The organism is Pantoea sp. Cy-639, assembly GCF_011752525.1.
Lineage (GTDB): Bacteria > Pseudomonadota > Gammaproteobacteria > Pseudomonadales > Pseudomonadaceae > Aquipseudomonas.
The window spans coordinates 1-25,340 of sequence record NZ_VWXI01000012.1 but is presented as its reverse complement, the minus strand read 5'-3'; the positions used below and the strand labels follow the sequence as shown (position 1 = coordinate 25,340).

Genomic DNA, 25,340 nt, shown 5'->3' with positions numbered 1-25,340 from the left:
CATGGCAACCATCAAAGATGTCGCGGCATTGGCGGGTATTTCCTACACCACCGTGTCCCATGTACTGAACAAGACCCGGCCAGTCAGTGAGCCTGTGCGCCTGAAAGTCGAGGCGGCGATCGCCGAGCTCGACTACGTGCCCAGCGCCGTGGCCCGCTCGCTCAAGGCGCGCAGCACCGCCACCATCGGCCTGCTGGTGCCCAGCAGCGTCAACCCGTACTTCGCCGAGTTGGCGCGGGGCATCGAGGATGCCTGCGAGCGCAATGGCTACTGCGTGATCCTGTGCAACTCCGACGACAATCCGCAGAAGCAGCGCAGCTACCTGCGGGTGCTGCTGGAAAAGCGCATCGACGGCCTGATCGTCGCCTCGGTGGGCGAGGATCGCGACCTGGTCGACAGCCTGGCCGGCGTGCGCACGCCGATGGTCATCGTCGACCGTGCGCTGGACGGGGTGGATGCCGATCTTGTGCGCATCGATCACGAGCAAGGCGCCTACCTGGCCACGCGCCACTTGCTGGAGCTCGGCCACCGCGAGATCGCCACCATTGCTGGTCCCCTCGACACCGGCGTCAGCCAGCTGCGCCTGGCGGGCTTTCGCCGGGCGATGGCCGAGGCCGGGGCGAGCATTGCCCCCGGGCACGTGCTGCACAGCGATTTCACCAGTCCAGGCGGCCATGCCGCGGCGGTGCGCCTGCTCGATGGCGAGCGGCCCACGGCGATCTTCGCCGGCAACGACATGATCGGTTTCGGCGTGTTGCGCGCCGCCGCCGAGCGCAACATCGACGTGCCGGGCGAGCTGTCGGTGATCGGTTTCGACGACATCGAGCTCAGTCGCTATGTGTATCCGGCGCTGACCACGGTCGGCCAGTCGATCCGCGAGCTGGGCGAGAGCGCCGCGGCGCTGCTGCTGTCGCGTATCGCCGCGCCGCGCCGGGATGCCGTCGAGCAACGCATCGTCGCGCCGCGCCTGGTGCTGCGCGAATCCACCGGGCCGCGCCCGGACCTGTTCAACGATTACCGTTAAGGAAGAGTCATGGATGCCAAGGTGGTAGTGGTCGGCAGCCTCAACATGGACCTGGTGGCCCGCGCCCAGCGCTTGCCGCGCGGTGGCGAGACCCTGGCCGGTGACAGCTTCTTCACCGCGCCCGGCGGCAAGGGCGCCAACCAGGCAGTGGCCGTGGCCCGGCTGGGTGCCAGCGTGGCGATGGTCGGTAACGTCGGCGACGACGCCTATGGCCAGCAGTTGCGCCAGGCCCTGCAGACCGAGGGCGTCGATTGCCAGGGCGTGAGCGTGTGCGAGGGCGTGTCCAGTGGCGTGGCGCTGATCGTGGTGGATGCCGCCAGCCAGAACGCCATCGTCATCATTCCGGGCGGCAACGGCCTGCTCGGGCCGGAATCGGTGCGTCGTTTCGACAGCCTGCTGCAGCAGGCCGAGGTGATCATCTGCCAGCTGGAAGTGCCCAGCGCCACCGTGGCCTGGACCTTGGCCCGTGGCCGTGAACTGGGCAAGACGGTGATTCTCAATCCGGCACCCGCCAGCGGCCCGCTGCCATCGGAATGGTTCGCCCATATCGACTACTTGATTCCCAACGAGAGCGAGGCCGAGGCGCTGGCTGGCGTGCCGGTCAACGACCAGGACAGCGCGCGCCGGGCTGCCGAGCGTCTGCGTCAGTTGGGGGCGGGCAAGGTCATCGTCACCCTGGGGTCCGAGGGTGCGTTGCTGGTCGACGGGGCGGGTGGTCGTCACTTCCCGGCGGCCAAGGTCGTGGCGCTGGACACGACGGCGGCCGGCGACACCTTCGTTGGCGGCTTTGCTGCCGGCCTGGCCCGTGGCTTGTCGGAAGAGGAGTCGATCGTTCTTGGCCAGCGCGCCGCAGCGTTGTCTGTCACGCGAGCTGGTGCCCAGCCCTCGATTCCCTATCTCAAGGAGTTGGCGCCATGAAGAAGACGCCACTGCTGAACATAGCCCTGTCGCGGGTCGTCGCCGGGTTGGGGCATGGCGATATCCTGGTGATCGGCGATGCTGGCTTGCCGGTGCCGCCGGGTGTTGAACTGATCGACCTGGCGTTGACGCCAGGTATCCCGGATTTCGCCAGCGTATTGCGCACGGTGCTGAGCGAGATGCAGATCGAGCGACATGTGCTGGCCGAGGAGATGTTCCAGGCTGCGCCGCTGGGGTTGATCGATGTCGAGCAACTGCATGCCCATGGCGACCTCGGCCGGCGCGAGGTCATGAGCCATGCCGATTTCAAGGCGCTGTGCCGGCAGGCGCGGGCCGTGGTGCGTACCGGCGAATGCCGGCCCTACAGCAATATCGCGCTGGTGGCCGGTGTCACCTTCTAAATGGGTGCGCGGTCGTTGCAGGCGCCAGCCTTGCATTGCCAGCAAGGCCGGTTCCTGCAGGTTCCGTTTACCTGGAAACCTAGCAACAAGGAGTGCTGAATGTCCCTCAAGAACCTGCTCCAAGGAGCCGTCCTGATGTCTGCCTTGGCCGCGACGTCTCTCATGGCCGCCCCGCGCGAGCTGATCATCGACACCGATCCCGGCGCCGACGACGTTGTCGCCCTGCTGCTGGCCATGGCTTCCCCACAAGAGCTGAAGATCCGCGCCATCACCACGGTGGCCGGCAACGTGCGCCTGGAAAAGACTTCCCGCAATGCCCGCCTGGCCCGCGAGTGGGGTGGTCGCGCCGACATCCCGGTGTACGCCGGGGCAGGGCGCCCGCTGGTGCGCGAGCCGATCTACGCGGCCAACGTGCATGGCGAGGAAGGGCTTACAGGTGTTCAGGTCCACGAGCCGAAGCAGGGCCTGGCCAAGGGTAATGCCGTGCAGTACCTGATCGACACGCTGGACAAGGCCGAGCCGCACAGCATCACCATCGCCATGCTCGGCCCGCAGACCAACCTGGCCCTGGCCCTGATCCAGAAGCCGGAGATCGTCAACGGTATCAAGGAGGTGGTGGTGATGGGCGGCGCCCACTTCAATGGCGGCAATATCACCCCGGTGGCGGAGTTCAACCTGTTCGCCGATCCGCATGCCGCCCAGGTGGTGCTGGCCAGCGGGGTCAAGCTGACCTATGTGCCGCTGGACGTGACCCACAAGGTGCTCACCAGCGATGCTCGCCTCAAGCAACTGGCGGCGCTGAACAACCACGCCAGCCAGGTGGTGGTGGACATCCTCAAGGCCTACATCAAGTTCGACATGGAAAAGTACGGCATGCCCGGCGGCCCGGTGCATGACGCCAGTGTCATCGCCTATCTGCTCAAGCCCGAGCTGTTCAAGGGGCGGCAGATCCACATGACGGTCGACAGCCGTGAAGGCCCGACCTTCGGCCAGACGGTCGCCGATTGGTATGGCGTGCTCGGGCAACCGGCCAATGTCATGTGGCTCGAACAGGGCGATGCCCAGGGTTTCTTCGATCTGCTCAGTGCGCGTCTGGCGCTGTTGAAGTAGCCGCGTAGCGTTCGAACACCTGGTCGATGAAGGTGCGCGCCGCTTCGCTGCCGCGATCGCGCACCAGCAGGTCGATGGCGATCAGCAGGAGTTCTTCCGGGGTGCCGGGGCTGTAGGCGCTCTGGCCTTCGGCCCATCTGACCTTGATATCGGCGTCGATACTGTGGTTGCTCATGAGGGCTCTCGTGGGGGCCGGGGCTGGAGGTCGAATGCCGAACCCTGGCGTTCGAGGGGAGGTATGTTGCACTCCACTTCTTGCAGTAAATCATGTCCTGGCGTCAAGGGGCCTGCGACTTGGGCATAAGCGGCGCATCCACCCGAACCGGCAGTTTGGTGCAAAATCCCGTCACGATTGCCTTTCGCGTCAGGCGGTAAACTCAGGCAGAATCGTGCGGTTTTGCAACAAACAGAGGGAGGAGCTGTCGGATAGGACAGTTCCCAGATTGATTTAGGAGGATTCATGTTCCGTACCCGCGCTTCCCTGGCGACCCTGCTGCTGGCTTCCGTCCTGGCAGGTTGCAGCACTGGCGGTTCCTCGGATGGCGGCAGCGCCGCCGCCCCGGCCGATAACCATGGCCGCTGCGAGGCCAGTGGTGCTGACTTCACCATCGGCAAGCCGGCCAGTCCCGAGTTGCTGGAGCAGGCGCGCAAGGCCAGTGGATCGCAGATGGCCCGCGTGCTCAAGCCTCACGATGTGATCACCCTGGAGTACCGTTCCGAGCGGCTTAACCTGAATGTCGACGACAAGGGTGTGGTCACGCGCGTCAACTGCGGTTGACTCAAGGCCGCTCCTGCTGGGAGGGGATTTTGGGCGCAGGATGCAAGTCCTGTGTGCTGGGAAACCCATAAAAAAACCCGCCACAAGTGGCGGGTTTTTTTACAGCTATCCGAAATTACTCCGGACGAACCTGTGCAGCCTGCATGCCCTTCTGGCCTTTCTCGGCAACGAAGGAAACGGTCTGGCCTTCTTTCAGGCTCTTGAAGCCGTCGGATTCGATGGCCTTGAAGTGAACGAACAGGTCGTCGCCGCCGCCTGCTGGAGTGATGAAGCCGTAGCCTTTTTCATCATTGAACCATTTGACGGTGCCTTGTTGGCGATTGGACATGAGGTGAATCTCCAGAAACATGATTTTTTATCGGGGTGCAACGTTGCCGAGGCTACAGGAGCACCGGCAACATCATAGTGCATTTCTGCGAATCTAGCGCCTTTTACCTTCGCAGGATGTTGATCCAGGGCAAAAGATGCCTAGTCAGGGCCTGCGCGGCCAGTCTACTAGGGTTTGCAGGCGGCCTGCACGGCGGCCTGGGCCTTGTGCATCAGTGCGGCGTCGACGCCATCCTTGCTGTCGAGATCGGCAATTTCCTTGTCATTGAAATTCTTCTTGATGGCTTGGGCGCCGCACGCGCAGTGTTGCTTCGCCTTTGCCGCGTCCAGGCCCTGGCCTTTCGCTGCTTGTTCGCATTGAGTCATGTAGGTGGCTTCACTGCCGGCGGGGAAATTGCCCGCAGTGGCAGTCAGCGGCATCAGCAGGGCGCTTGCGGCACACGCGGCCAGAAGGGACAGAACTCGCATAACCAGACACTCCTTGGTTTAAGGTCTCATCAAGAGTAGGTTGCTTCACAAAGTCTGATAGGAAATTTTCCGTACAAGTTCACCGCGACTGCGTAATTTCCAAATATTTCTCCGTGCTGTGCGGCCTGCGTGCTAGCATGCCTGGCTTGCAGTGCGCCACGTGCGGCTTGCAACTTTTACCTTCCAGTCACTCTGGTTCGACCCTGGCAGGCCGAAAGGTCTCTGCCACTGTGAGGCAGGCTTTCCCGCGGGAAAGGCAGGGCGGATCTTGTACTGGCTCATCCCAACCCACGTGACCTTTGGTAGGGGTCACCACTAGGAGAGGAGGCGCCATGCCCGTTATTACTCTTCCCGATGGCAGTCAACGCACGTTCGACCAGCCGGTATCCGTAGCCGAAGTCGCCGCCTCGATCGGCGCCGGCCTGGCCAAGGCCACCCTGGCCGGCAAGGTCGACGGCAAGCTCGTCGATGCCTGCGACAAGATCGACCACGACGCCACCCTGCAGATCATCACCCCGAAAGACGAAGAGGGACTGGAGATCATCCGTCACTCGTGCGCCCACCTGATCGGCCACGCCGTGAAGCAGCTGTACCCGACCGCCAAGATGGTGATCGGTCCGGTGATCGACGAAGGTTTCTACTACGACATCGCCTACGAGCGGCCCTTCACCCCTGAAGACCTCGCCGCCATCGAAAAGCGCATGCAACAGCTGATCGATACCGACTACGACGTCGTCAAGAAGATGACCCCGCGCGCCGAAGTCATCGACGTGTTCACCCAGCGTGGCGAGGACTACAAGCTGCGCCTGGTCGAGGACATGCCGGATGAACAGGCCATGGGCTTGTACTACCACGAAGAATACGTCGACATGTGCCGCGGTCCGCACGTGCCGAACACGCGTTTCCTCAAGGCTTTCAAGCTGACCAAGCTGTCCGGTGCCTACTGGCGCGGCGATGCCAAGAACGAGCAGTTGCAGCGTGTCTATGGCACCGCTTGGGCCGACAAGAAGCAATTGGCTGCGTACATCCAGCGCATCGAAGAAGCCGAGAAGCGCGACCACCGCAAGATCGGCAAGCAGCTCGATCTGTTCCACCTGCAGGAAGAAGCCCCGGGCATGGTGTTCTGGCACCCCAACGGCTGGACCGTGTACCAGGTGCTCGAACAGTACATGCGCCAGGTGCAGCGTGAGAACGGCTACTCGGAGATCAAGACCCCGCAGGTCGTCGACCGCATCCTCTGGGAGCGTTCCGGTCACTGGACCAACTACGCCGAGAACATGTTCACCACGGCTTCGGAAAGCCGCGACTACGCAGTCAAGCCGATGAACTGCCCGTGCCACGTGCAGGTGTTCAACCAGGGCCTGAAATCCTACCGCGACCTGCCGCTGCGCCTGGCCGAGTTCGGCGCCTGCCACCGCAACGAGCCGTCCGGCGCGCTGCACGGCATCATGCGCGTACGTGGCTTCGTGCAGGACGACGCGCACATCTTCTGCACCGAAGAGCAGGTGAAGAAGGAAGCTGCCGACTTCATCAAGCTGACCCTGGATGTGTACAAGGACTTCGGTTTCACCGATGTCGCCATGAAGCTGTCCACTCGTCCGGCCAAGCGTGTCGGCTCCGAAGAGCTGTGGGATCGCGCCGAGGGCGCGCTGGCCGACGCCCTGAACGAATCGGGCCTGGAGTGGGAATACCAGCCGGGCGAGGGTGCCTTCTACGGTCCGAAGATCGAGTTCACCCTGCGCGACTGCCTCGGCCGTAACTGGCAGTGCGGCACCCTGCAGTACGACCCGAACCTGCCGGAGCGCCTGGACGCCAGCTACATCGCCGAAGACAACAGCCGTGTGCGCCCGGTGATGCTGCACCGCGCCATCCTCGGTTCGTTCGAGCGCTTCATCGGCATGCTCATCGAGCACTACGCCGGCGTGTTCCCAGCCTGGCTGGCACCGACCCAGGCGGTGATCATGAACATCACCGACAAGCAGGCCGATTTCGCCCTCGAGGTGGAAAAAGCCCTGAACGGAAGCGGATTCCGTGCCAAGTCGGACTTGAGAAATGAGAAGATCGGCTTTAAAATCCGCGAGCATACTTTGCTCAAGGTCCCATACCTGCTGGTTATAGGGGATCGCGAAGTCGAAACGCAGACCGTCGCCGTACGCACCCGTGAAGGCAAAGACCTCGGCTCCATGCCGGTGGCTGAATTCACGCAGCTGCTCAACAGCGCTGTCGCCCAGCGCGGTCGCCTAGAATCGGAGTAATGACTATTAAGCGTGAAATGAGAAACGATAAACGAACTGCACCGAAAGCCCCGATCAACGAGAATATCTCGGCACGCGAGGTTCGGTTAATTGGTGCTGACGGCGAGCAGATTGGCATCGTCTCGATTGATGAAGCGCTGCGTATCGCTGATGAAGCGAAGCTGGATCTGGTGGAAATCTCTGCAGACGCGGTACCACCCGTCTGCAAGGTGATGGACTACGGCAAGCACCTCTTCGAGAAGAAGAAGCAGGCCAACGAAGCCAAGAAGAACCAGAAGCAGATCCAGATCAAAGAAATCAAGTTTCGTCCAGGGACGGAAGAAGGGGATTACCAGGTAAAACTACGCAACCTGGTACGTTTCCTTAGCGATGGGGACAAGGCCAAGATCTCTCTGAGATTCCGCGGCCGTGAGATGGCCCACCAGGAGCTGGGCATGGAGCTGTTGAAGCGGGTCGAAGCTGACCTTGTGGAATACGGCACCGTTGAGCAGCATCCGAAGATGGAAGGACGCCAGCTTATGATGGTCATCGCCCCCAAAAAGAAGAAGTAATCTCCCGGGCACGGCAGGCCTGATGATTATTGTGTAATTTTATCGAATGCGGAGTTCCAACATGCCAAAGATGAAAACCAAGAGCGGTGCTGCGAAGCGTTTCCTGAAAACTGCTTCCGGCTTCAAGCACAAGCACGCTTTCAAGAGCCACATCCTGACCAAAATGTCGACCAAGCGTAAGCGTCAACTGCGCGGTGCCAGCCTGCTGCACCCGTCTGACGTTGCAAAAGTCGAGCGCATGCTGCGCGTACGTTAATTTCGGTCAAAGATAGAGGAAGTTACTCATGGCTCGTGTAAAGCGTGGCGTCATCGCTCGTAAGCGTCACAAGAAAATTCTGAAACTGGCTAAAGGCTACTACGGTGCACGCTCGCGCGTATTCCGCGTTGCCAAGCAGGCGGTCATCAAGGCAGGCCAATACGCCTACCGCGACCGTCGTCAGAAGAAGCGTCAGTTCCGCGCTCTGTGGATCGCTCGTATCAACGCCGGTGCCCGCACCAACGGTCTGTCGTACAGCCGTCTGATTGCTGGCCTGAAAAAGGCGTCGATCGAAATCGACCGTAAGGTTCTGGCCGACCTGGCAGTGAACGAAAAAGCGGCGTTTGCTGCGATTGTCGAGAAGGCTAAAGCCGTACTGGCTTAAGTACCCACGACAATCATCCGGCGGCGCCTGCGCCGTCGGGTGTAAAACGTCATCGGATAGGGGAAGAGCCTTCAAAAGCTCTTCCCCTATTTTCGTATCTGGAGTCTGTACATGGAAAACCTGGACGCGCTGGTCGCCCAAGCCCTCGAGGCCGTGGAGCGCGCTGAAGACATCACTACCCTGGAACAGATCCGGGTTCAATTCCTCGGCAAGAAAGGCGAGCTGACCCAGGTGATGAAGACCCTGGGCAACCTGCCAGCCGAAGAGCGCCCCAAGGTCGGCGCGCTGATCAACGACGCCAAGGAACGCGTCACCGACGTGCTCAACGCACGCAAGGCCGGCTTTGAAGAGGCTGAGCTCAATGCTCGCCTGGCCGCCGAATGCATCGACGTGACCCTGCCAGGCCGTGGCCAGACCACCGGCGGGCTGCACCCGATCACCCGTACTCTCGAGCGCATCGAGCAATTCTTCACCCACATCGGCTACGGCATCGCCGAAGGCCCCGAGGTCGAAGACGACTACCACAACTTCGAAGCGCTCAACATCCCCGGCCACCACCCGGCCCGGGCGATGCACGACACCTTCTATTTCAACGCCAACATGCTGCTGCGCACCCATACCTCGCCGGTACAGGTCCGCACCATGGAAAGCACCCAGCCGCCGATCCGCATCGTCTGCCCAGGCCGTGTGTACCGTTGCGACTCGGATATCACCCACTCGCCGATGTTCCACCAGGTCGAAGGCCTGCTGATCGACCGTGGCATCAACTTCGCCGACCTCAAGGGCACCATCGAGGAATTCCTGCGGGTGTTCTTCGAGAAAGAACTGGCCGTGCGCTTCCGCCCGTCGTTCTTCCCCTTCACCGAGCCGAGCGCCGAAGTCGACATCCAGTGCGTGATGTGTTCCGGCAAGGGCTGCCGCGTGTGCAAGCAGACCGGCTGGCTGGAAGTGATGGGCTGCGGCATGGTCCACCCGAACGTGCTGCGCATGTCCGGCATCGACCCGGAAGAGTTCCAGGGCTTTGCCTTCGGCATGGGCGCCGAGCGCCTGGCCATGCTGCGCTATGGCGTCAACGATTTGCGTCTGTTCTTCGACAACGACCTGCGGTTCTTGGCTCAATTCCGCTAGGCCCAATCGACGCAACTTTCAGGAGAACAGCATGAAATTCAGTGAACAGTGGCTGCGCGGTTGGGTAAACCCGCAAGTCTCCCGTGACGAACTGGTCGCCCGCCTGTCCATGGCCGGCCTCGAAGTCGACAGCGTGACCCCCGCTGCCGGCCAGTTCAGCGGCATCGTGGTGGGCGAGATCCTCACCACCGAACAACACCCGGACGCCGACAAGCTGCGCGTGTGCCAGGTGAGCAACGGCGCGGAAACCTTCCAGGTGGTCTGCGGCGCTCCTAACGCCCGTCCAGGCATCAAGATCCCGTTCGCCATGATCGGCGCCGAGCTGCCGGGCGATTTCAAGATCAAGAAGGCCAAGCTGCGCGGCGTCGAGTCCTTCGGCATGCTGTGCTCGGCTGCCGAGCTGCAGATCAGCGAAGAGAACGACGGCCTGTTGGAGCTGGCGGGCGATGCCCCGGTTGGCCAGGACATTCGCCAGTACCTGAACCTGGACGATGCCAGCATCGAAATCGGCCTGACCCCGAACCGCGGTGACTGCCTGTCCATCGCCGGCATGGCCCGCGACGTCAGCGCCCTGTACGACGTACCGGTCACCCGCCCGGTGGTGCCAGCCGTACCGGCCGCCCACGACGAAGTGCGCCCGGTCGAAGTCAGCGCCCCGGCCGCCTGCCCACGCTACCTGGGCCGCGTGATCCGCAACGTCGACCTGAGCAAGCCGACCCCGCTGTGGATGGTCGAGCGCCTGCGCCGCAGCGACGTGCGCAGCATCGACGCCGCCGTCGACATCACCAACTACGTGATGCTCGAACTCGGCCAGCCGATGCACGCCTTCGACCTCGCCGAAATCAATGGTGGCATCCGCGTGCGCATGGCCGAGGAGGGCGAGAAGCTGGTCCTGCTGGACGGCCAGGAAGTTGCCCTGCGCGCCGATACCCTAGTCATTGCCGACCACACCCGCGCCCTGGCCATTGCCGGCGTGATGGGTGGCGAGCACAGCGGCGTCAACACCGAGAAGACCCGCGACCTGTTCCTGGAAAGCGCCTTCTTCGAGCCGATCTCCGTCGCCGGCAAGGCCCGTTCCTACGGCCTGCACACCGACGCCTCGCACCGCTACGAGCGCGGCGTGGACTCGCAACTGGCCCGTGAAGCCATGGAGCGCGCCACCGCCCTGATCCTCGAGATCGTCGGCGGCGAAGCCGGTCCGATCGTCGAGACCGTGAGCGAGCAGCACCTGCCGAACATCGCGCCGATCACCCTGCGCGACGAACGCATCACCCAGATGCTCGGCATGGAGATGGACGCCGCCCAGGTCGAGCAACTGCTCAACGCCCTGGAGCTGAAAACCAGCGCCAATGGGGCAGGGGAGTGGACTGTCACCGTCCCAAGCCACCGCTTCGACGTCAGCCTGGAAGTCGACCTGATCGAAGAGCTGGCCCGCCTGTACGGCTACAACAACCTGCCGGTCCGCTACCCGCAGGCCCGCCTGGCTCCGCAAGCCCGCCCGGAAACCCGTGGCGAGCTGCCGAACCTGCGCCGTCTGCTGGTTGCCCGCGGCTACCAGGAAGCCATCACCTACAGCTTCATCGACCCGAAACTGTTCGAGCTGTTCACCCCAGGCGTCGAGCCGCTGCTGCTGGCCAACCCGATCTCCAACGACATGGCCGCCATGCGCGCCTCGTTGTGGCCGGGCCTGGTCAAGGCCATGCAGCACAACCTCAACCGCCAGCAAGATCGCGTGCGCCTGTTCGAAAGCGGCCTGCGCTTCGTCGGCCAGCTCGGTGACCTCAAGCAGCAGCCAATGATCGCCGGCGTCGTCACCGGCAGCCGCCTGCCGGAAGGCTGGGCCAACGGTCGTGACAGCATCGACTTCTTCGACGTCAAAGCCGACGTGGAAGCCCTGCTGGGTTACTCCGGTGCCCTGAGCGATTTCACCTTCGCTGCCGGCAAGCACCCGGCCCTGCACCCCGGCCAGACCGCCCGCATCGAGCGCGACGGCAAGGAAGTCGGCTACCTCGGCGCCATCCACCCAGAGCTGGCCAAGACCCTCGGTCTCGACCGCCCGGTGTTCGTCTTCGAGCTGGTGCTCGGCGATGTAGTCGAAGGCCGCCTGCCGAAGTTCAGCGAACTGTCCAAGTTCCCGGAAACCCGTCGTGACCTGGCTTTGATCGCAGGACGTGATGTAGCTTCTAGCTCGGTGCTTGAAGTAATTCGTGACAATGCGGGCGAATGGCTCACAGACCTCAGGCTGTTTGACGTCTACCAGGGTAAAGGCATTGATCCTGATAGAAAAAGCCTGGCCGTCGGCTTGACCTGGCAACATCCATCGCGCACTCTTAACGACGATGAGGTGAATGAAACCCTGCAGACTATCCTCACCTCGCTTGAACAAAGGTTGAACACCACGTTAAGGAAATAACGGCATGGGTGCTCTGACGAAAGCTGAGATGGCCGAAAGGCTGTACGAGGAGCTGGGGCTCAACAAGCGCGAGGCCAAGGAGCTGGTCGAGCTGTTTTTCGAAGAAATTCGGCACGCACTTGAAGACAACGAGCAGGTCAAGCTGTCCGGTTTCGGCAACTTCGACCTTCGCGACAAACGCCAGCGGCCGGGCCGCAACCCCAAGACTGGGGAAGAGATCCCGATCACCGCGCGCCGCGTCGTCACCTTTCGTCCAGGGCAGAAGCTGAAAGCCCGGGTAGAGGCCTATGCTGGAACCAAGCCATAACGACGAGCTGCCCCCCATCCCGGGCAAACGCTACTTCACCATCGGTGAAGTCAGCGAGCTCTGTGCGGTAAAACCGCACGTGCTGCGCTACTGGGAGCAGGAGTTTCCGCAGCTCAACCCGGTGAAGCGCCGTGGCAACCGGCGGTATTATCAGCGCCAGGACGTGCTGATGATCCGCCAGATCCGCGCTTTGCTGTATGACCAGGGCTTTACCATTGGCGGGGCGCGGTTGCGGCTCTCCAGTGATGAGGTCAAGGATGAGTCCAGCCAGTACAAGCAGCTGATTCGGCAGATGATTGCGGAGTTGGAGGATGTGTTGGTGGTTCTGAAGAAGTGATCTGGTTGGCGACGAGTGGAAATTTTTGAAAAAAAGCTTCCATTATTCAAAAGGTTAGGTTAAATTCTTCAAAGTTCTCAGCGGTATCGAGAATGATGTCGGGGCGTAGCGCAGCCCGGTAGCGCACTTGCATGGGGTGCAAGGGGTCGAGTGTTCGAATCACTCCGTCCCGACCAAAATACTCCAAAGAATCCAGTCACTTAGCGGTGACTGGATTTTTTTATGCCTGCACATTTTGCCGCTGATAGAAATTTTGCCTCACTTTCTGCCCCACCGAGATGTTGATCAGATTTCGCGGGCTGCTCAGCACATCGAAATCCATGACGGAGTGCTGCTCAGGGCCGTTTACCTCAAGGGGGGGCAGATGCTCGCATCCAACTGATCTGCAAATGATGAATTTTGGCCGCTTTTGATCCAGAACTGCCCCTCCTCTAGAGCAGTAGGGGTGAGGGAGCCCTGGTCGGATCTGCCCGATACGTACTAAGCGCTTTCAACTGTCTTTAGCTGCATTCTTGACTTGAGTTCGTTGCCCCTCGCTGATTAGAAATGGTAAACGCTCACTCCAACGCGCACCAAAATACTCGTTAAATTTAAGGTTCAATGCCTTGTAATCTAGAAGCTGAATTCTCCCTGTCGTACTAGCAAACTCCACCGCTGGCGAACTAAATTTGCTAGAGGTCACAACCCAGCCGCTTGTGGCTCCGGTTTCACTCACAACTCCTGCCAGCTTGCGAATTACTTCAACTCCAATGGTGCCTGTGTGGTGCTTGCATTCAATAAGTACCTTTTGCTTGATGGGGGTTTCTAGTGAGCTGCATATTATATCAGCTCCTCCATCCCGCGACTGCTTAGTGACTTCTGCATTGTACTTCTGCCTTCTAAACAAGGCAGCGATGAGGAACTCAAAATCCCTTGATGAAACATCATTGAGTATGTCGCGAGGATTTGATGAAAGTAGGTACTTGTGGCGAATTATAGAAATCACGTCACAGAGGCCCAATATACGGTCATCAGAAAGGTAAAGTGTATGCGCTCGTATGAAGGCGTCCAGCGCGTCAATAGCGTGCTGAGGCCAATCTGGGAGGAGATCTAATATCCAAGTCAAGCCTTCCCAGCCTTCATTTCTGAAAAGGCGGCGAGCGTACTCGCTCGTCTCCATCATTTTGGCGATGTCACCATTATCTACCCAAAGGTGGAAGAATTGATGATCATGTCCTTGAATCCCAGGGGGGATCAGGAATGAGCGTATTAGGTGCTTAGTTTCAAGCTCCGATCTTACTTCTGCCGAGGCCAGATATTCGGCTGCATGTGTATCTGTTGGAAAGCGGTAATCTATGAATCTATATTTTCTATTTTCTTTATAAGTGAAAACCATAGAGAGCCACTCTTCGAGGCTAATACTGGTTGCGTCAAAAACTGGTCTTTCTTTTTTTACTCTTGCCATGTCAATTCGCGCTGCTGTGTGTGGGCTTGGGTGAAAGTGACGTTTTTGGGACTGTATGCTACTTAATATATATTTCAAGGTCTCGGTCGAGACTGGTTCCAGTAACTGATAGCATCTAGTCAACGGTGGTCTTTTTTGATAGTAGCTATTGGCCGATGAGGGTCAGTCATTATTGTCCTGTATAGAACGTTAGCTGCCGGTTGTGGATGGCTGCTTTCGACCCATAGCAGCCCTTCACCAAGGACAGCTATCGGCCAAGAGCGGACTCATCACACGGGCCCGCTTAAGGTTGATGCGACACCAACAGAGGGTCGATGCTAATCAGTTTCAAGCTCCGACTCAGGCTCCATTAGAGAGCTGATCCAAAACCCCGGAGGGATTGGTAGCTGATGATGGTGGCAGGCGACCATGACCACTGGCCAGAAACCCGACTTGATAGGCGACAGACCCTGCAAGCCCGAATCCGTACTGCATGCCTCTGCTATGGTGGCAATGAGTTGGTGTCCACCTTTGTTCAACGGCAGCCCACAAAGGGCCCGCCCATGAGAGCTGTTACCTACATAAAGATTCTCTTCCGACGAGGCGTCCGGTAGCCAAAGCTGCAAGGTGCAGTGCTTCAACTCCTTCTGAGCAAGGCGGCTCAGCGCCTCGACCGCCTCAGTCGCACCAAGCGCATGCAACCAAGCAGCAAGTAATGGAACAATTGTGCTTCCTGCCATAGCCTCTTTGAAATACTCGTCGGATCTATCGCGCGGGTGTTCGGCAAGGTCACGGTAATCTGTGAAAGAACTGGTGTAACGACTTCTTGTGTGAATAGAGAAGTTCAGACGATAAGCCATTTCTTCGAGCCAAGAAGTTACGCCTGTCGCATCAACCTCACTAGCCAGCCAAAGCTGGAGGAAAAGGGCGATGTTGGTTCCTTGTCTATCTGCTATCGGCAGAAACAAAGCGGGGTTGTTTCGAATTAGCTCCAGGCCCGTTTGTGTGAGCTGTACGACACTGCTTCTGATTTTCCCCTGGTGGGCTTCGTCACTCCTTTCTCCGATCCAGTGGAGCCATAGGCCCGCCAAACCAATACGACCCAGTACCTCAAATAGAGCAAGGTTTACATCAAGCGAGCTTCGGGAGCCTGTTGCCATCGATATCCCATGGCGTATTTTCGCGTACGGCAACACCCGCGATTCGATGAATTCCATAGAGATGGTAAGATGAAGTTCGATCATCTGCCGAACAACGATGCTAAGCGCCTTTATTTCCCGGCCATTGCTGCCGAGGGTAGGTCGGAGCAATTCCCACGATGTGAGCAGAGCCAGTTCACTCGAACGATAAGGTGATTCGATGTTGCCTGCACTGCGGGCCCAAACAAAAAGGATCCACAGGCAGATGTTTAACTGCCGGGCAGCACGCACGCGGGCTTTTCCCGACATGGTGCCTGCCTGACATAAATCCCCTGCAAATCGACTAAAGTGCTCATAAGAGACCTCAGGCTCATCGACCATAGCAACGGCTTTCTGGAAGCTACTGCGCAACGGTTTTGGAAGAATTTTCTCCCTCAGTATTCCTTTCAGAATCATTCCGGCGATCTTATCGCCATTCCATTCATCAAAAGTGACTCTCGCGGTGGTGTTTCTTGCGATGAAACCCGTTAGCTTCTCTCGCACTTGCTCATTCACATCTCCTCCAAATGCCAGGCAGATGACAACCTTCAATCCTTTGTATCTGGCGGGAATTCTGTGAGGGATGTATGCATCTAGAATTTCATCCAAAGATGATCGTAGAGCTTGCGGAGTTCCGTCCCAGTCTTGACGCGTAAGGTCGCCCTGTTTGACGGAAAACAGAAAAACTTTCTTCTCTCCGTCGTCGTCCTTCCCAACGGCCGCAATGTCTACTCCAAGCTGGCTTGTACCTCTCTGAGGGCGTGAATAGACATGGAAGCCAAGCTCACTCAACAGATCGGGGAGGATTGCATCCAGCTCATCTCGTTCCCTTAACGATCCCAAGTAATCACGAATTAGGAGCTTCATTCTTCCATCCTCTCATGGCGGAAAATGCGGAGGACATACTCAAGACCCACAGGATCAATGACCTCCATTCGCGGCATCTCGTAGGAGATTCCGTGGGAGTGAAGGTTGATTTCCATAGGGCGAAGATTGTCTTGGCCATCGTCTACAAAGGTAAGTGAGCGATTGCCATAAAGCAGCACAGAGCGGCTCACTAGGTTCAAGAAAACCGACCCGCTTTCCGCCTGTTTATGAGCATCTCGCATCTGATCAGAAATGCGCAGTCGCTCTATGCGGCAATGGTGCTCCGATGGTTGGAGTTCGACGATGGGTGGAATGGTCCGCTGTGCTTCGAGATAAGAGTCGTTTTGAGCGAGAGCCCAGGTCACAGCCTCGCTCGCAGCATCCTCGGGTGCAAGGCTGCCAAGATACTCCCGCACACCACCATAGTTTTGGAGCAACGGATCAACCAGCAGCTTCCGCACCTCTCGGCATGTATCCATATCGCAGACCCGTAGCACCGAGACCAAGACGGAAGAGGCGGTGGTCGGTTTGAAAAAGAACCAGCCAACAGCCTTTCGACAAATGAACAATTGTTCGGTGGGAGAAATTGCCAGGTCTACAGCCTTTAGGCTTAGGGGCGCGCCGTCTAGCCCTGGGCCCTGTATGGCCTTAGCGAGACCACCACAGAGGCGGGGGGCGCCAAGCTTTAGCCACCGAACTACTACTCGACTGAGAACATCAGAAGAGCCGGCCAGTAATGTCCTAGTGAAACTATCCAAGGTTTCAAGTTCTAGATCATCATCTGTGCGTGAGAGCAGCCTTGTTACGAAAGATAATGCAGCCTCGGCATGCCCGTGCTCCATAAGCACCTGGAGGCCCATATCTAGCTCTTCTACGGTCCCCTTGTTGGCTGACTCTAGATGATCCAATGCCCCCAGTAAGCAAGCGACAATATCCGGAGTGAGCGCCTCCCGGTAGACCCAAAGCGCACGTGCACACTGGTGTATGGTGAACTTGCCGGGATTCATCACCAACTGGCTTATAAATACGTTCGCATCTGCCGGTGCGATGTCAGGGCAGCGCGCCAAGATTTCCATAGTCGCATGCAATACGCTCGCCCTAACGGGGTCGCCAATACCTAGCTCTAGCAGTGCCTTGAAAACTGCAAAAGTATCAGAGCTTGACTCTGAATTTTGGTGTTCAATACGCCCCAAGGCAGCAATGGCTGCGTGACGACGTACATCTTCATATCCGACAGCAATGCGGCGCGCCTCAGCCAAATCGCTAGTTGCCGTTAGCGCGAACGAAAGATGGTGACTCGAGAGTTCATCACCTTGATGCGCTCCGGCAATGACCTCGCTAGCACGCTGGGGAACATTCGCACACCATTTCTGAAACGCGCCATTGGGCTGATTAGCGGCACCGTCTTCCCCTCCACGCGTTACAAGTGCGTCGACACAAGCCATCATTCGTCCGGGCTCAGCCTGTAACTCGGGCAAAAGCTGGCAGAAAAAGTGCGAAGCCAAGAAAAAATCAGTGCCAGCAAGCTTTTGCAAGGCATTGTTTTCAACAAGCGCTAACAAATCGATGGTTCTTGCGTTGTGCAAAGCGATGCAACGCTCTTCGATCACTCTGGTGTCCGACCTGCCACTCAATCCAAATCGGCGTGCCATTTGACTAGCCAATTCTCCGCGCTTGAAAAGCTCAACCAACTCTTCGGTTGTCGGTGCCGTCTCCATGTTCCCTCACTTCAATCGTATTGGCTGGCTAGGTATCCGCTAAAATCATTACCGAATGGGACATTTATACTATTTTAGTTAATGAGTTTCCGAGTCGAGTCAGAATCGACCTGGCGTGAGCGGCAGCTTCTGGCCGATTTCTGCCTATGCCCACCGGCAGCTTAGGATCGAAAGCGGACACTTACCTGGGGACAGATCATGTCATTTGGCCACTATAAAAGTAAACGCAGATTCCTTGCATACGGAACGGCCTGTCAGTGTATAGCAGATTATAGGGCGCTGCTTTCGTCCCACTCTTTCACCGAAGAGGCGCGTGCTCCGAGACTTCGACGGCAAGTTCTAGAATATGGCTATAGGTAATGACGGATCTGCCAGGTTGACAAATTAAACTCAGCCTTCAATTGCGTGAAGTCGCTGCTTCAACTTCTCGTTGAGCGACACCCCGTTTAAACCTGAGTGAATCTCGCGATGGCAAGATGGGCAGACAGCACCTACGTACCGAGGGTGGTCGAGGCCTCCGTCGGAGAGCCGATTTACATGATGCGGCTCCAGGTACGGGGTTCCATCCTTCTTAATGAAGGGAGCTGGCTTTTCACAGCTTTCACATAAGCCTTTGGCACGCATGAGAACGTAGTGAGCGACCTTTCGGCTACGTTGGTAAATTTTGCGCTGTGCTGATTGGTCCATTGCATTAGTTACCGGCTTACAGGCAGCCAGAGCAGCTATCCGAGCCGCAGCTAACGAATCTGCGAGTTCAACCCCTCTCTCCAACTCAGTTTCGATATCCAGTTCTGGACTGCCCACAGGTACCAATCTGAATACAAGAGCAGTACGATCCTTGCCATCAACATCCGGCTGGGTTCGTTCAAAGACATCGGCGCAACTGAACTCACCTACATAACGGTTACCTTTTCCTTTACCGAGCGATGTGAACAGATGGAGCGCACGGCCTGTCTCAGCATGCTCAGCGACAGCTCTGTTGCCACGGTTCAACGTCATAGGCCCACGCTGTCCTTCACCCGTGTAGAGAAACGCACCGTTGTCCCAGCGGTCGGCATAGCCGTATTGCTCGCCACTATCGCCAGTAAACAAAAAAATCGCCGGGTAGGTAGCGGATGCCGCTATGCCGCTCTGCCGGCTACCCCCGAATGGTCCGTTGATTTCACTTACGCGATCGTAAATGGCCCCAGGCTCGAACTGCAGGACTGGCTCTAGACCAGTGCTTTGCAGCTCGATAATGGTAAACCCACGCTTTTCTAAATAGCGGTTTGTGAGGTGTCCGCCCGGAAATTGGCTTGCTGCGATGCCGGTAGCTAAGGAGACTATTTTCTTTGCTGGATACGATGTACCCCCTACAGCAATCGCGTAGCGGTGGGCCAGGTTCGTCTCCCAACCAAGCCACTCTCGTCTGCCTCTGTAGTCGCGGTCAAATTCCAGCAAAGCCTCGTCAATACGTTCCTTCGATACAGCTTTGATCGCCACGTTTGCTGTCCTTTGTCGCCGATGCTTGTAGGAAATTTCCCCATCGTCGCCAAATTGATCAAACGGTTCAAGAAAAACTGGCAAAGCGCCACTGCGATAGTGGTGACCTCGCGAGAGCTCGTATGCATTTCAGGGACATACGCGTTGTGCTAGCAGGCGTGCTCAGCGTCTACGGAATCGGATTTTCCCTCTTCTATGTAGTCCGTTTCCGAAACATACTCCTAGCGCTTTGCAGCCATTGCAGCTGTCCCATCAGCCATCTAGTCTCGCCAAGTCGCCGCAAATTCGACGACACGGTTTTGACAGACCGTCCCTTGATATCGGACACGCGCAACGCTTTATGGCGGCAGTGCGTGGGGCACTTCGGTGCGCCGAGTTCCGATATCCTCGGTCTGTCAACCCACGCACCGCTGCCACCCATTTGTTTGACAGCAGAGATGTGGTAGCTCCAATCAGATATCGGAGCTTTATCATGTTAAAGATCGTCCCCGATCCACCCCAACACGACAAATACACCACCCACACCCTCGAAGACCTCCTGGTCCAGATCTCCGAATACCTAGTCTGCGCCCTGACCGTCAGCCAGCAGACCGTCCTGCTCCATGCCAAACCCCCAGGCCAGGTCCTGACCCTCGCCGCCATGCACGAAATCGACAGCGCCCGCACCCTGGTGGAAGTGGCGCTGAGCCGCCTGCAATCCCGCCACTGACCTGCCGAGCCTGGGCTCGCACTTGATGTTCACCGATCAGGCCCCGCGCCGTTCGCGGGGCCGCAGGAGGAATGGTATGGATAAGGAATTGCAAACCCCGCGCATCAAGAAACTCGCCACCACCGGCGTCGGGCATTTCGGCGAAGGCGCGGAGGTGGGTGTGCAAGACCCGCTGTTCCGCGTGGTGGCGGGGCATCCGCTGGACCATGCGGTGGAGCAGGCGACCGTCCTGATGTGTGCGGTGCACAAGATCAGTGATCTGGCGATGGTTGAGACGGATCATCCGCCTACGCTGCTGACGGCGGTGCATTACCTCAGCGGCATGGCCAAGGCGTTGGCTCAAGATGTGAATCATGGGTTGATGGTTGGGAGGGGGGTGAGTAGGGGGAGGGTATCTGGCTTGGGGCTTGGTTGCCTGGGTGGACGCTATCGCGGGGCAAGCCCGCTCCCAAGAGTCTGCTCTTACAAATCCGTGCCCACAAGCCGATCTCACAGGCCTGCTCCTGCGTTTCGGCAAGCCGCTACGGCGCCAAGGTTACCCCGTTACAGCGCCCCTTGGTGGCGAAATCGTTAATCTGTCGCGCCTTGTTCACCGACATCAGGATCGTGCAGCCGCCAGGATGAGCCACGTCGTCCCAGTAGTTGGTATGGACCATCACGTTGCCTTGCATCTCGGCGGTGCTGCCGACCACCTCCTTTTGCACGTAGGTGGTATCGCGGTACCAGCCCAACTGCACCCCACCTCCGTCGGGCAACGGCTCCATACGCATGGGCGGGCCGAAGAAGTCTATGGCCTGCTTGGCGTCGCGGCCTTGCCATTGGTTGCCCGCCATCAGCTCCGGTAGGGTCGGGATGCAGCCGGCCAACGCCGGCAGCAACAGGCCAAGGAACAGCAGAGGGGGCGTGCTCATCGTGGGGTATTCGCCAGCATGTCATCCAGCTCCTGCACCGCCTGGCTGTTGGCTTGGACGCCGATCAACTGGATGAACATGGCCTGGATGGTGGCGACCATCTTCGCCGCCGGCATCTTGCCGATCGACAGCATCTGGTTGCGCGCGCGGTTGTCGGGGGCGCAGACGAAAGCGAAGGAGCGCTGCAACCAGTAGTCCTTTGGTGCGACCCAGTCTTTGGCATTGGTTTTCACATCGCGCACGGCGCCGTCGAAGCGACGTATCGCCCGGGCGCTGTCCAGACGGATCTGGCGCTGTTTGCACTTGGCCTGCACCTCGTAGGCGACGAGGGTCGGGAAGGCCGGGTCTTCGAACAGTTGCATGACCTGGGCCGATTGCACGCCGCCGGGCTTTTGCACGATGCCGGCGGCGTCGGCGACGTATACCTCGTTGTGCAGGCGTTCGCCTTTGCCGTAGATGATCCAGTAGTCGCCTGAGGCGGGTGCGGCCAGGGCCGGGGTGCTACAGGTGAGGGCCAGGATGGCTAGCCATTGGCAGAGGGGGGGAAGTTTGTGGCCCATGGCGTCCTTTCCTGGTTTTTATAGTCCAAAAGGGACTATACGAGCACTGGGTGAGTAAGGTCGATTAGGGCGATTGTGCTAATGGCCAAAGGCCATTAGCGTTCAGCTGCGATGTAGAGCAAGCGCCTGTTCCGATCGAACGGTAATGCATACTCGCGCCCCTCAGTCCTGCCTGTGCCGTCCTCCTTGTCGCTTACGCCAAAGGCTACGTTGGTCGCCTTCAGACTGCATGTTCCAGCAGCTGGGCCTCGGTGATCTGTCCGTTTTCATAACGCAGCAGTACCTGGCGTTCCCCTTGATCGAACAGTGACTGCTGTAGTTGCTGGGTGTCCCGCGGGCCATGGGTCAAGACGTTGGTCAGGCCGTCCAGTTGCGCTGTGAAGCTCTGTTTCAGCGAGGCGTCGAGGCTGAACATGCGTGAGCTGGTCAGTTCCATCTGCGAGTTGTAGATGCTACGGCTCTGGTTGCCGATTTCTTCCAGCTGGCCGAGGCTTTCGAGAGCCTTGGCCGCCTGGGCGCGATAGCGCTGCAGTGGCTCGGCCAGGTAGCGCAAGGCACTACTGACCACCTGCAACTGTGCGGTCTGCAGGTAACCGCTGACCCAGCCCTCCATCTTCGTCAGGCTGCCCTGCAAGGCCTGGCGGGTGCTGTCCACGCCGAACAGTTTGTCTGCCTGCACATCCTGGGCGCGCTTCAGTTCTTCGTTCATCTTGCGAGCGAAGTACTGGGCCAGGGAGGTGATCTGGCTATGGTGATTTTCCAGTGTCTGGCGGGCAGTGCTGTCGATGCCTTCTTGCGGATAGTGATCGAGCACGCCTTGGGTGTACTCGAACATCCCGGTCAGCTTTTCCCACTGTTTTTCGTCCAGATCGTGCTGCACGGCATCCAGTTGACGCTTGATGGCATTCAGCTTCTCGTTGATGTCATGCAAGTGCTTCTGGCCCACCGCCGAGGACACCGCGTTCCAGACCACGCCACTGAGTAGCACGTTCTGCAGGTCTTCAGGCAGCGACAGGCTGGCCTGTTCGCTGATCTTGCCGCGGGTACGCACGAAGGCCCGGACGCTGCCGTCGCCGTTGGCGTTCTTGGTCAGTGTCTCGAATGGCAGGCTGCATATCACGTAGTTGCCGTTGCTCAGCTCGCCCATGGCGGCCAGCCCGGGGACATTGGCCAACAGAGGGTTGAGTGCGTTGATCTGGTCGGTTGGTAGCGACCGGTGGAGGCCTGCGGGCGGGCGTTGCAGTGCGGTGAGCTTGAGCAATGTGCCGCCCTGATTATCCTGAATCACCAGGTCAGCAATGGTCGGCGAGGGAGAGGCCACTGGCCGGCTATCAGGGCGTGTGGCCGTGGGCGTCGCGGGCGTTTCCCGGCGCAGGCGGATCCAGCCCATCTGGGCAACGAAGGGCACGGTCACGCGGTAGGCTTCAGCCACGCTGCTGTGCAAGCCCACGCCAGCTGTGAAGGCGGCGCCAAAGGGGTTCAGGCGTAATCCGGTGGTTGCGGCCATGGTGAACAATGCAGCGCTGCGCGAGGCGGAGAGGCCGATCATGCTGGCGGCCCCTTTGGGCAGCGCCTTTTCGAGTTTGAACAGCCCGGTCAGCACCTTGGTGCTGGTGGCCCGTTCGAAACGTTCGCTGGCTGGTAGCTCCCGCCAGCCGGCACCGAACAGCGCCAGGGCGATCTGGCGTTCCTTGTCCGCCACGCTGGTTGCGCCACTGCCGTTGAGCTTCTGGTACACGTCATTGACGATTTCGGCATAGGGGACCGCCGATTTCTTCAACAGACGTCGGGCCAGGTTCATTGCCGAATGTCCGCCGAACTGCTGCAGCTCATGGCCAAGCAGATCGAGTTGCTGCTCGGTATAGCCTGCTGGTCGTGAGCTGTGCTTGGCTTGTACCAGCTGCTTCTTGATGTCCGCATCCAGACCGGCGCGGCCCCGGGAGAAATCGGTGATGATGTCCACCAGCACGTCCACTTCTTCGGGGGTGGCCCTGATCAGGCTGGTGAACAAGTCGTCGTCGCAATCGATTCCTGAGGTTGCCATCGTGTGTCCATACCTTCTGAGCGGTGTGACGGGGAAAGGGAAGGAAATCCATACGGATTGGGTGGGCTAAAGGCGCCTCCCAGGTGCTGCTTGGCCTGATGTTCTGCTGAATGGCGACAGGCTGGCAGTGCTCCTAGATTAGCGTGGCATGACGTCAGAATGGCATCATGCTTTGGGCGTATCTGTGCTGCGATCTGACGTCTTCCGCTCCTGCAGTGCCTCTGGCTGCAGTAAACAGAGTGTTCCGCAACCCGCGAAAATTTGGGAAGCGGCTGGCATACGCCATGTTGTCGTTTTCGTAGGCTGTATTCCTTGTCTACAAGGAGTGCAGTCCATGGCGTTCAACGGCTACATGAGTATCAACGGCAAGCGGCAGGGGTTGATCTCGGCGGGGTGTAGTACCCAGCCATCCATTGGTAACAAGTACCAGCTCGTGCACCAGAACGAGATAACGGTGCTGTCTTTCAATCACGGTACTTCCAACTTCGGTAATGGCCAACGAGCGCGGCATCAGCCCGTCGTCATCACTAGGCTTATCGACAAGGCCATGCCTTTGCTGGCTCAGGCTGTGGATAGCCGGGAAGTGGGCGACTGCGATATCCATCTGTACCGCAATCACTCGGCGGGCCATCGAGAGAAGTACTTCTCCGTAAGGCTGGAGGGTGCGTTGATCGTCAGCCAAGAACTGGAAGTGCCTCACGGGGTGCTATTGACCGACCAGGATGCCGAGGAGCGATTGTTGATAAGCTATCGGTCCATCAGCTGGATTCATCACGCCGCCGGCACCACCGAGCACGCCTCCTGGAGTGAACAACCATTGCAGTTCAATCGGGAGTTGGCGTATTACGCACGTCGAGTCGTAGATTAGGGGAGAGGGAGCTGTCAATACCCCTGCTGCTATCGATTTGTATAAAGAGTACAGAAAGTGACTATGCCGTATTTTCTTATGTTTATTGGGTTTGATGTCTTGTGTACTCTGTGTCTTGCCAAGCTAGTGCTGCGCTGGAGACTATTGGCCATTGTCATGAGCCTGTTCAGTATCTTTATGATGGCGGTGTATTTGAAATTGTTCGGTGGGTCGGGATTTATTGACTATTCGTTTGAATATGGCCATGGTTTCGAATGGGAGTTCAATTTTGTTGTGACTTTGAGTGTTTTTATGATTTTATTTCATGCATGGTTTGTTTAGGGTGTGACCTATTGGCTGTGCAATAGAGTGCTGTTGGTTGGGCGGGTTCGGGAAGCAACTAAGTCGGGTTGTAAGCGCTCCAGGGTCTGTCAATTTTTTGTGTTCGGGCCGGTAACGGCCTGCCGTCAGGTAGGCCCTGATTCTCACCAGGTCGGCCTGATAAACCGGTCTCCGTACAGAATCGCAAATTAATTCATCGCGCTTTTCCAATCATGTGCAGGTTTCCTCCAATTGGCTGTTATGTTGCTCAATCCCAACCGAATCAGTTTGGTCGCCGCGTCATCATTCGGGAAATGCCCGCGAGTCTTGATGAGCTTGGTACACCGAGCGGGAAGGCACACTTGCCTATTTGGCTGGCGATGTGGTTTTCGGCAGGAAGTTTGTTTCGGAGGGTTCCTAGGCAGCAAGGCCAGTCATGTACCCACGACTGGCCCTGGATAAAACCCTCCGGTGTTTCAGATCCTGAAACTGCTCACCAGTTGCTTCAACCGCCCGGCCTGCTGGCTCAGGGCGTCGCAGTGGCGCAGGGTCTCGTTGAGGTTCTCCACGCCTTGCTGGTTCAGCGCGTTGATCTGGGTGATGTCCAGGTTCAGGCTCTCGA

26 protein-coding genes, 1 tRNA gene and 1 pseudogene are annotated in these 25,340 nt (G+C 58.5%); 17 read left to right on the top strand and 11 right to left on the bottom strand.

Annotated elements, in window-relative coordinates; all coding sequences use genetic code 11:
* The first annotated feature begins 1 nt into the window (after position 1).
* The 4 genes from F3J43_RS15590 (at position 2) to F3J43_RS15575 (ending at position 3,453) form a co-directional block, all read left to right on the top strand.
* Positions 2-1,024, top strand: a complete 1,023-nt coding sequence (locus tag F3J43_RS15590; RefSeq protein WP_166888157.1) for a LacI family DNA-binding transcriptional regulator — start codon at positions 2-4, stop codon at positions 1,022-1,024.
* 9 nt (positions 1,025-1,033) lie between these two features.
* Positions 1,034-1,942 (top strand): ribokinase, encoded by a 909-nt coding sequence (rbsK, locus tag F3J43_RS15585; RefSeq protein WP_166888152.1) that lies wholly within the window; start codon positions 1,034-1,036, stop codon positions 1,940-1,942.
* A complete protein-coding gene (gene rbsD, locus F3J43_RS15580; RefSeq protein ID WP_166888149.1) occupies positions 1,939-2,343 on the top strand; it encodes a D-ribose pyranase in 405 nt (134 codons plus the stop codon). The genes rbsK and rbsD overlap by 4 nt, the downstream gene beginning before the upstream one ends.
* A gap of 99 nt (positions 2,344-2,442) precedes the next feature.
* Positions 2,443-3,453 carry a nucleoside hydrolase gene (locus F3J43_RS15575; RefSeq protein WP_166888146.1) on the top strand — a complete coding sequence of 337 codons (1,011 nt, stop codon included), beginning with the start codon at positions 2,443-2,445 and terminating at the stop codon, positions 3,451-3,453.
* Here the strand turns inward: F3J43_RS15575 and F3J43_RS15570 are convergent.
* A complete protein-coding gene (locus F3J43_RS15570) occupies positions 3,425-3,628 on the bottom strand; it encodes a hypothetical protein (protein WP_166888143.1) in 204 nt (67 codons plus the stop codon). The two genes, F3J43_RS15575 and F3J43_RS15570, sit on opposite strands and share 29 nt — an antisense overlap.
* A gap of 285 nt (positions 3,629-3,913) precedes the next feature.
* Between F3J43_RS15570 and F3J43_RS15565 the strand changes: the two genes are divergently transcribed.
* Positions 3,914-4,231: an I78 family peptidase inhibitor gene (locus F3J43_RS15565; protein ID WP_166888140.1), complete on the top strand. Its 318-nt coding sequence runs from the start codon at positions 3,914-3,916 to the stop codon at positions 4,229-4,231.
* 115 nt (positions 4,232-4,346) lie between these two features.
* Here F3J43_RS15565 and F3J43_RS15560 read toward each other — a convergent pair whose 3' ends face one another.
* Both F3J43_RS15560 and F3J43_RS15555 read right to left on the bottom strand, forming a co-directional pair.
* Positions 4,347-4,559 carry a cold-shock protein gene (locus tag F3J43_RS15560; protein ID WP_012313861.1) on the bottom strand — a complete coding sequence of 71 codons (213 nt, stop codon included), beginning with the start codon at positions 4,557-4,559 and terminating at the stop codon, positions 4,347-4,349.
* A gap of 167 nt (positions 4,560-4,726) precedes the next feature.
* Complete coding sequence (locus F3J43_RS15555) at positions 4,727-5,026, bottom strand: hypothetical protein (protein WP_166888137.1); 300 nt, start codon at positions 5,024-5,026, stop codon at positions 4,727-4,729.
* A 332-nt stretch (positions 5,027-5,358) separates the two neighbouring features.
* Between F3J43_RS15555 and thrS the strand changes: the two genes are divergently transcribed.
* From thrS to F3J43_RS15510, 9 genes are all read left to right on the top strand, one after another.
* Complete coding sequence (thrS, locus tag F3J43_RS15550) at positions 5,359-7,281, top strand: threonine--tRNA ligase (protein WP_166888134.1); 1,923 nt, start codon at positions 5,359-5,361, stop codon at positions 7,279-7,281.
* A 17-nt stretch (positions 7,282-7,298) separates the two neighbouring features.
* On the top strand, positions 7,299-7,832 hold the full coding sequence (gene infC, locus F3J43_RS15545) for a translation initiation factor IF-3 (RefSeq protein WP_046857825.1): 534 nt from the start codon (positions 7,299-7,301) through the stop codon (positions 7,830-7,832).
* Between the two features lie 61 nt (positions 7,833-7,893).
* Positions 7,894-8,088, top strand: coding sequence for a 50S ribosomal protein L35 (gene rpmI, locus F3J43_RS15540; protein WP_003250667.1), 195 nt, complete (start codon positions 7,894-7,896; stop codon positions 8,086-8,088).
* A 28-nt stretch (positions 8,089-8,116) separates the two neighbouring features.
* Positions 8,117-8,473 carry a 50S ribosomal protein L20 gene (rplT, locus tag F3J43_RS15535; RefSeq protein ID WP_003250671.1) on the top strand — a complete coding sequence of 119 codons (357 nt, stop codon included), beginning with the start codon at positions 8,117-8,119 and terminating at the stop codon, positions 8,471-8,473.
* A gap of 111 nt (positions 8,474-8,584) precedes the next feature.
* Complete coding sequence (pheS, locus tag F3J43_RS15530; protein WP_028691467.1) at positions 8,585-9,601, top strand: phenylalanine--tRNA ligase subunit alpha; 1,017 nt, start codon at positions 8,585-8,587, stop codon at positions 9,599-9,601.
* Positions 9,602-9,632: 31 nt separating this feature from the next.
* Complete coding sequence (pheT, locus tag F3J43_RS15525) at positions 9,633-12,014, top strand: phenylalanine--tRNA ligase subunit beta (RefSeq protein WP_166888131.1); 2,382 nt, start codon at positions 9,633-9,635, stop codon at positions 12,012-12,014.
* Positions 12,015-12,018: 4 nt separating this feature from the next.
* A complete protein-coding gene (gene ihfA / locus F3J43_RS15520; protein WP_009394049.1) occupies positions 12,019-12,321 on the top strand; it encodes an integration host factor subunit alpha in 303 nt (100 codons plus the stop codon).
* Positions 12,302-12,658 (top strand): MerR family transcriptional regulator, encoded by a 357-nt coding sequence (locus F3J43_RS15515; RefSeq protein WP_011533210.1) that lies wholly within the window; start codon positions 12,302-12,304, stop codon positions 12,656-12,658. Before ihfA ends, F3J43_RS15515 begins: the two co-directional genes overlap by 20 nt.
* A 99-nt stretch (positions 12,659-12,757) precedes the next feature.
* Positions 12,758-12,834 (top strand) — tRNA-Pro (locus tag F3J43_RS15510).
* 314 nt (positions 12,835-13,148) lie between these two features.
* Here the strand turns inward: F3J43_RS15510 and F3J43_RS15505 are convergent.
* From F3J43_RS15505 to F3J43_RS15490, 4 genes are all read right to left on the bottom strand, one after another.
* Positions 13,149-14,102: a restriction endonuclease gene (locus tag F3J43_RS15505; protein WP_166888128.1), complete on the bottom strand. Its 954-nt coding sequence runs from the start codon at positions 14,100-14,102 to the stop codon at positions 13,149-13,151.
* A 317-nt stretch (positions 14,103-14,419) separates the two neighbouring features.
* Positions 14,420-16,126 (bottom strand): chemotaxis protein, encoded by a 1,707-nt coding sequence (locus F3J43_RS15500; RefSeq protein ID WP_166888125.1) that lies wholly within the window; start codon positions 16,124-16,126, stop codon positions 14,420-14,422.
* Positions 16,123-17,844: a hypothetical protein gene (locus tag F3J43_RS15495; protein WP_166888123.1), complete on the bottom strand. Its 1,722-nt coding sequence runs from the start codon at positions 17,842-17,844 to the stop codon at positions 16,123-16,125. The genes F3J43_RS15500 and F3J43_RS15495 overlap by 4 nt, the downstream gene beginning before the upstream one ends.
* Before the next feature lie 390 nt (positions 17,845-18,234).
* A complete protein-coding gene (locus F3J43_RS15490; protein WP_166888121.1) occupies positions 18,235-19,326 on the bottom strand; it encodes an HNH endonuclease in 1,092 nt (363 codons plus the stop codon).
* Positions 19,327-19,798: 472 nt separating this feature from the next.
* Between F3J43_RS15490 and F3J43_RS15485 the strand changes: the two genes are divergently transcribed.
* Both F3J43_RS15485 and F3J43_RS24330 read left to right on the top strand, forming a co-directional pair.
* Positions 19,799-20,035 carry a hypothetical protein gene (locus tag F3J43_RS15485; RefSeq protein WP_166888118.1) on the top strand — a complete coding sequence of 79 codons (237 nt, stop codon included), beginning with the start codon at positions 19,799-19,801 and terminating at the stop codon, positions 20,033-20,035.
* 25 nt (positions 20,036-20,060) lie between these two features.
* The gene (locus F3J43_RS24330; RefSeq protein ID WP_353618237.1) at positions 20,061-20,609 is read left to right on the top strand and encodes a DUF3077 domain-containing protein; all 549 of its coding nucleotides are present in this window, start codon (positions 20,061-20,063) and stop codon (positions 20,607-20,609) included.
* Here the strand turns inward: F3J43_RS24330 and F3J43_RS15475 are convergent.
* The 3 genes from F3J43_RS15475 to F3J43_RS15465 all read right to left on the bottom strand — a co-directional run bounded on the left by F3J43_RS15475 (position 20,557) and on the right by F3J43_RS15465 (position 23,550).
* Positions 20,557-20,946 carry a hypothetical protein gene (locus F3J43_RS15475; protein ID WP_166888112.1) on the bottom strand — a complete coding sequence of 130 codons (390 nt, stop codon included), beginning with the start codon at positions 20,944-20,946 and terminating at the stop codon, positions 20,557-20,559. The genes F3J43_RS24330 and F3J43_RS15475 overlap by 53 nt on opposite strands.
* A complete protein-coding gene (locus F3J43_RS15470) occupies positions 20,943-21,506 on the bottom strand; it encodes a hypothetical protein (RefSeq protein WP_166888109.1) in 564 nt (187 codons plus the stop codon). The genes F3J43_RS15475 and F3J43_RS15470 overlap by 4 nt, the downstream gene beginning before the upstream one ends.
* Before the next feature lie 220 nt (positions 21,507-21,726).
* The gene (locus tag F3J43_RS15465; protein WP_166888106.1) at positions 21,727-23,550 is read right to left on the bottom strand and encodes a YaaW family protein; all 1,824 of its coding nucleotides are present in this window, start codon (positions 23,548-23,550) and stop codon (positions 21,727-21,729) included.
* Between the two features lie 334 nt (positions 23,551-23,884).
* Here F3J43_RS15465 and F3J43_RS15460 point away from each other — a divergent pair, with 334 nt between their 5' ends.
* A complete protein-coding gene (locus tag F3J43_RS15460) occupies positions 23,885-24,418 on the top strand; it encodes an Hcp family type VI secretion system effector (RefSeq protein ID WP_166888103.1) in 534 nt (177 codons plus the stop codon).
* A 509-nt stretch (positions 24,419-24,927) separates the two neighbouring features.
* Here the strand turns inward: F3J43_RS15460 and F3J43_RS15455 are convergent.
* Positions 24,928-25,068, bottom strand: a pseudogene (locus F3J43_RS15455) (IS256 family transposase); the annotation flags it as partial.
* Between the last annotated feature and the right edge of the window lie 272 nt (positions 25,069-25,340).

What these genes read in the sequence shown, in the direction of transcription:
- F3J43_RS15590 (WP_166888157.1), top strand. Translation starts at nt 2, where the DNA reads ATGGCAACCATCAAAGATGTCGCGGCATTGGCGGGTATTTCCTACACC.
- rbsK (WP_166888152.1), top strand. Translation starts at nt 1,034, where the DNA reads ATGGATGCCAAGGTGGTAGTGGTCGGCAGCCTCAACATGGACCTGGTG.
- rbsD (WP_166888149.1), top strand. Translation starts at nt 1,939, where the DNA reads ATGAAGAAGACGCCACTGCTGAACATAGCCCTGTCGCGGGTCGTCGCC.
- F3J43_RS15575 (WP_166888146.1), top strand. Translation starts at nt 2,443, where the DNA reads ATGTCCCTCAAGAACCTGCTCCAAGGAGCCGTCCTGATGTCTGCCTTG.
- F3J43_RS15570 (WP_166888143.1), bottom strand. Translation starts at nt 3,628, where the DNA reads ATGAGCAACCACAGTATCGACGCCGATATCAAGGTCAGATGGGCCGAA.
- F3J43_RS15565 (WP_166888140.1), top strand. Translation starts at nt 3,914, where the DNA reads ATGTTCCGTACCCGCGCTTCCCTGGCGACCCTGCTGCTGGCTTCCGTC.
- F3J43_RS15560 (WP_012313861.1), bottom strand. Translation starts at nt 4,559, where the DNA reads ATGTCCAATCGCCAACAAGGCACCGTCAAATGGTTCAATGATGAAAAA.
- F3J43_RS15555 (WP_166888137.1), bottom strand. Translation starts at nt 5,026, where the DNA reads ATGCGAGTTCTGTCCCTTCTGGCCGCGTGTGCCGCAAGCGCCCTGCTG.
- thrS (WP_166888134.1), top strand. Translation starts at nt 5,359, where the DNA reads ATGCCCGTTATTACTCTTCCCGATGGCAGTCAACGCACGTTCGACCAG.
- infC (WP_046857825.1), top strand. Translation starts at nt 7,299, where the DNA reads ATGAGAAACGATAAACGAACTGCACCGAAAGCCCCGATCAACGAGAAT.
- rpmI (WP_003250667.1), top strand. Translation starts at nt 7,894, where the DNA reads ATGCCAAAGATGAAAACCAAGAGCGGTGCTGCGAAGCGTTTCCTGAAA.
- rplT (WP_003250671.1), top strand. Translation starts at nt 8,117, where the DNA reads ATGGCTCGTGTAAAGCGTGGCGTCATCGCTCGTAAGCGTCACAAGAAA.
- pheS (WP_028691467.1), top strand. Translation starts at nt 8,585, where the DNA reads ATGGAAAACCTGGACGCGCTGGTCGCCCAAGCCCTCGAGGCCGTGGAG.
- pheT (WP_166888131.1), top strand. Translation starts at nt 9,633, where the DNA reads ATGAAATTCAGTGAACAGTGGCTGCGCGGTTGGGTAAACCCGCAAGTC.
- ihfA (WP_009394049.1), top strand. Translation starts at nt 12,019, where the DNA reads ATGGGTGCTCTGACGAAAGCTGAGATGGCCGAAAGGCTGTACGAGGAG.
- F3J43_RS15515 (WP_011533210.1), top strand. Translation starts at nt 12,302, where the DNA reads ATGCTGGAACCAAGCCATAACGACGAGCTGCCCCCCATCCCGGGCAAA.
- F3J43_RS15505 (WP_166888128.1), bottom strand. Translation starts at nt 14,102, where the DNA reads ATGGCAAGAGTAAAAAAAGAAAGACCAGTTTTTGACGCAACCAGTATT.
- F3J43_RS15500 (WP_166888125.1), bottom strand. Translation starts at nt 16,126, where the DNA reads ATGAAGCTCCTAATTCGTGATTACTTGGGATCGTTAAGGGAACGAGAT.
- F3J43_RS15495 (WP_166888123.1), bottom strand. Translation starts at nt 17,844, where the DNA reads ATGGAGACGGCACCGACAACCGAAGAGTTGGTTGAGCTTTTCAAGCGC.
- F3J43_RS15485 (WP_166888118.1), top strand. Translation starts at nt 19,799, where the DNA reads ATGTTAAAGATCGTCCCCGATCCACCCCAACACGACAAATACACCACC.
- F3J43_RS24330 (WP_353618237.1), top strand. Translation starts at nt 20,061, where the DNA reads ATGTTCACCGATCAGGCCCCGCGCCGTTCGCGGGGCCGCAGGAGGAAT.
- F3J43_RS15475 (WP_166888112.1), bottom strand. Translation starts at nt 20,946, where the DNA reads ATGAGCACGCCCCCTCTGCTGTTCCTTGGCCTGTTGCTGCCGGCGTTG.
- F3J43_RS15470 (WP_166888109.1), bottom strand. Translation starts at nt 21,506, where the DNA reads ATGGGCCACAAACTTCCCCCCCTCTGCCAATGGCTAGCCATCCTGGCC.
- F3J43_RS15465 (WP_166888106.1), bottom strand. Translation starts at nt 23,550, where the DNA reads ATGGCAACCTCAGGAATCGATTGCGACGACGACTTGTTCACCAGCCTG.
- F3J43_RS15460 (WP_166888103.1), top strand. Translation starts at nt 23,885, where the DNA reads ATGGCGTTCAACGGCTACATGAGTATCAACGGCAAGCGGCAGGGGTTG.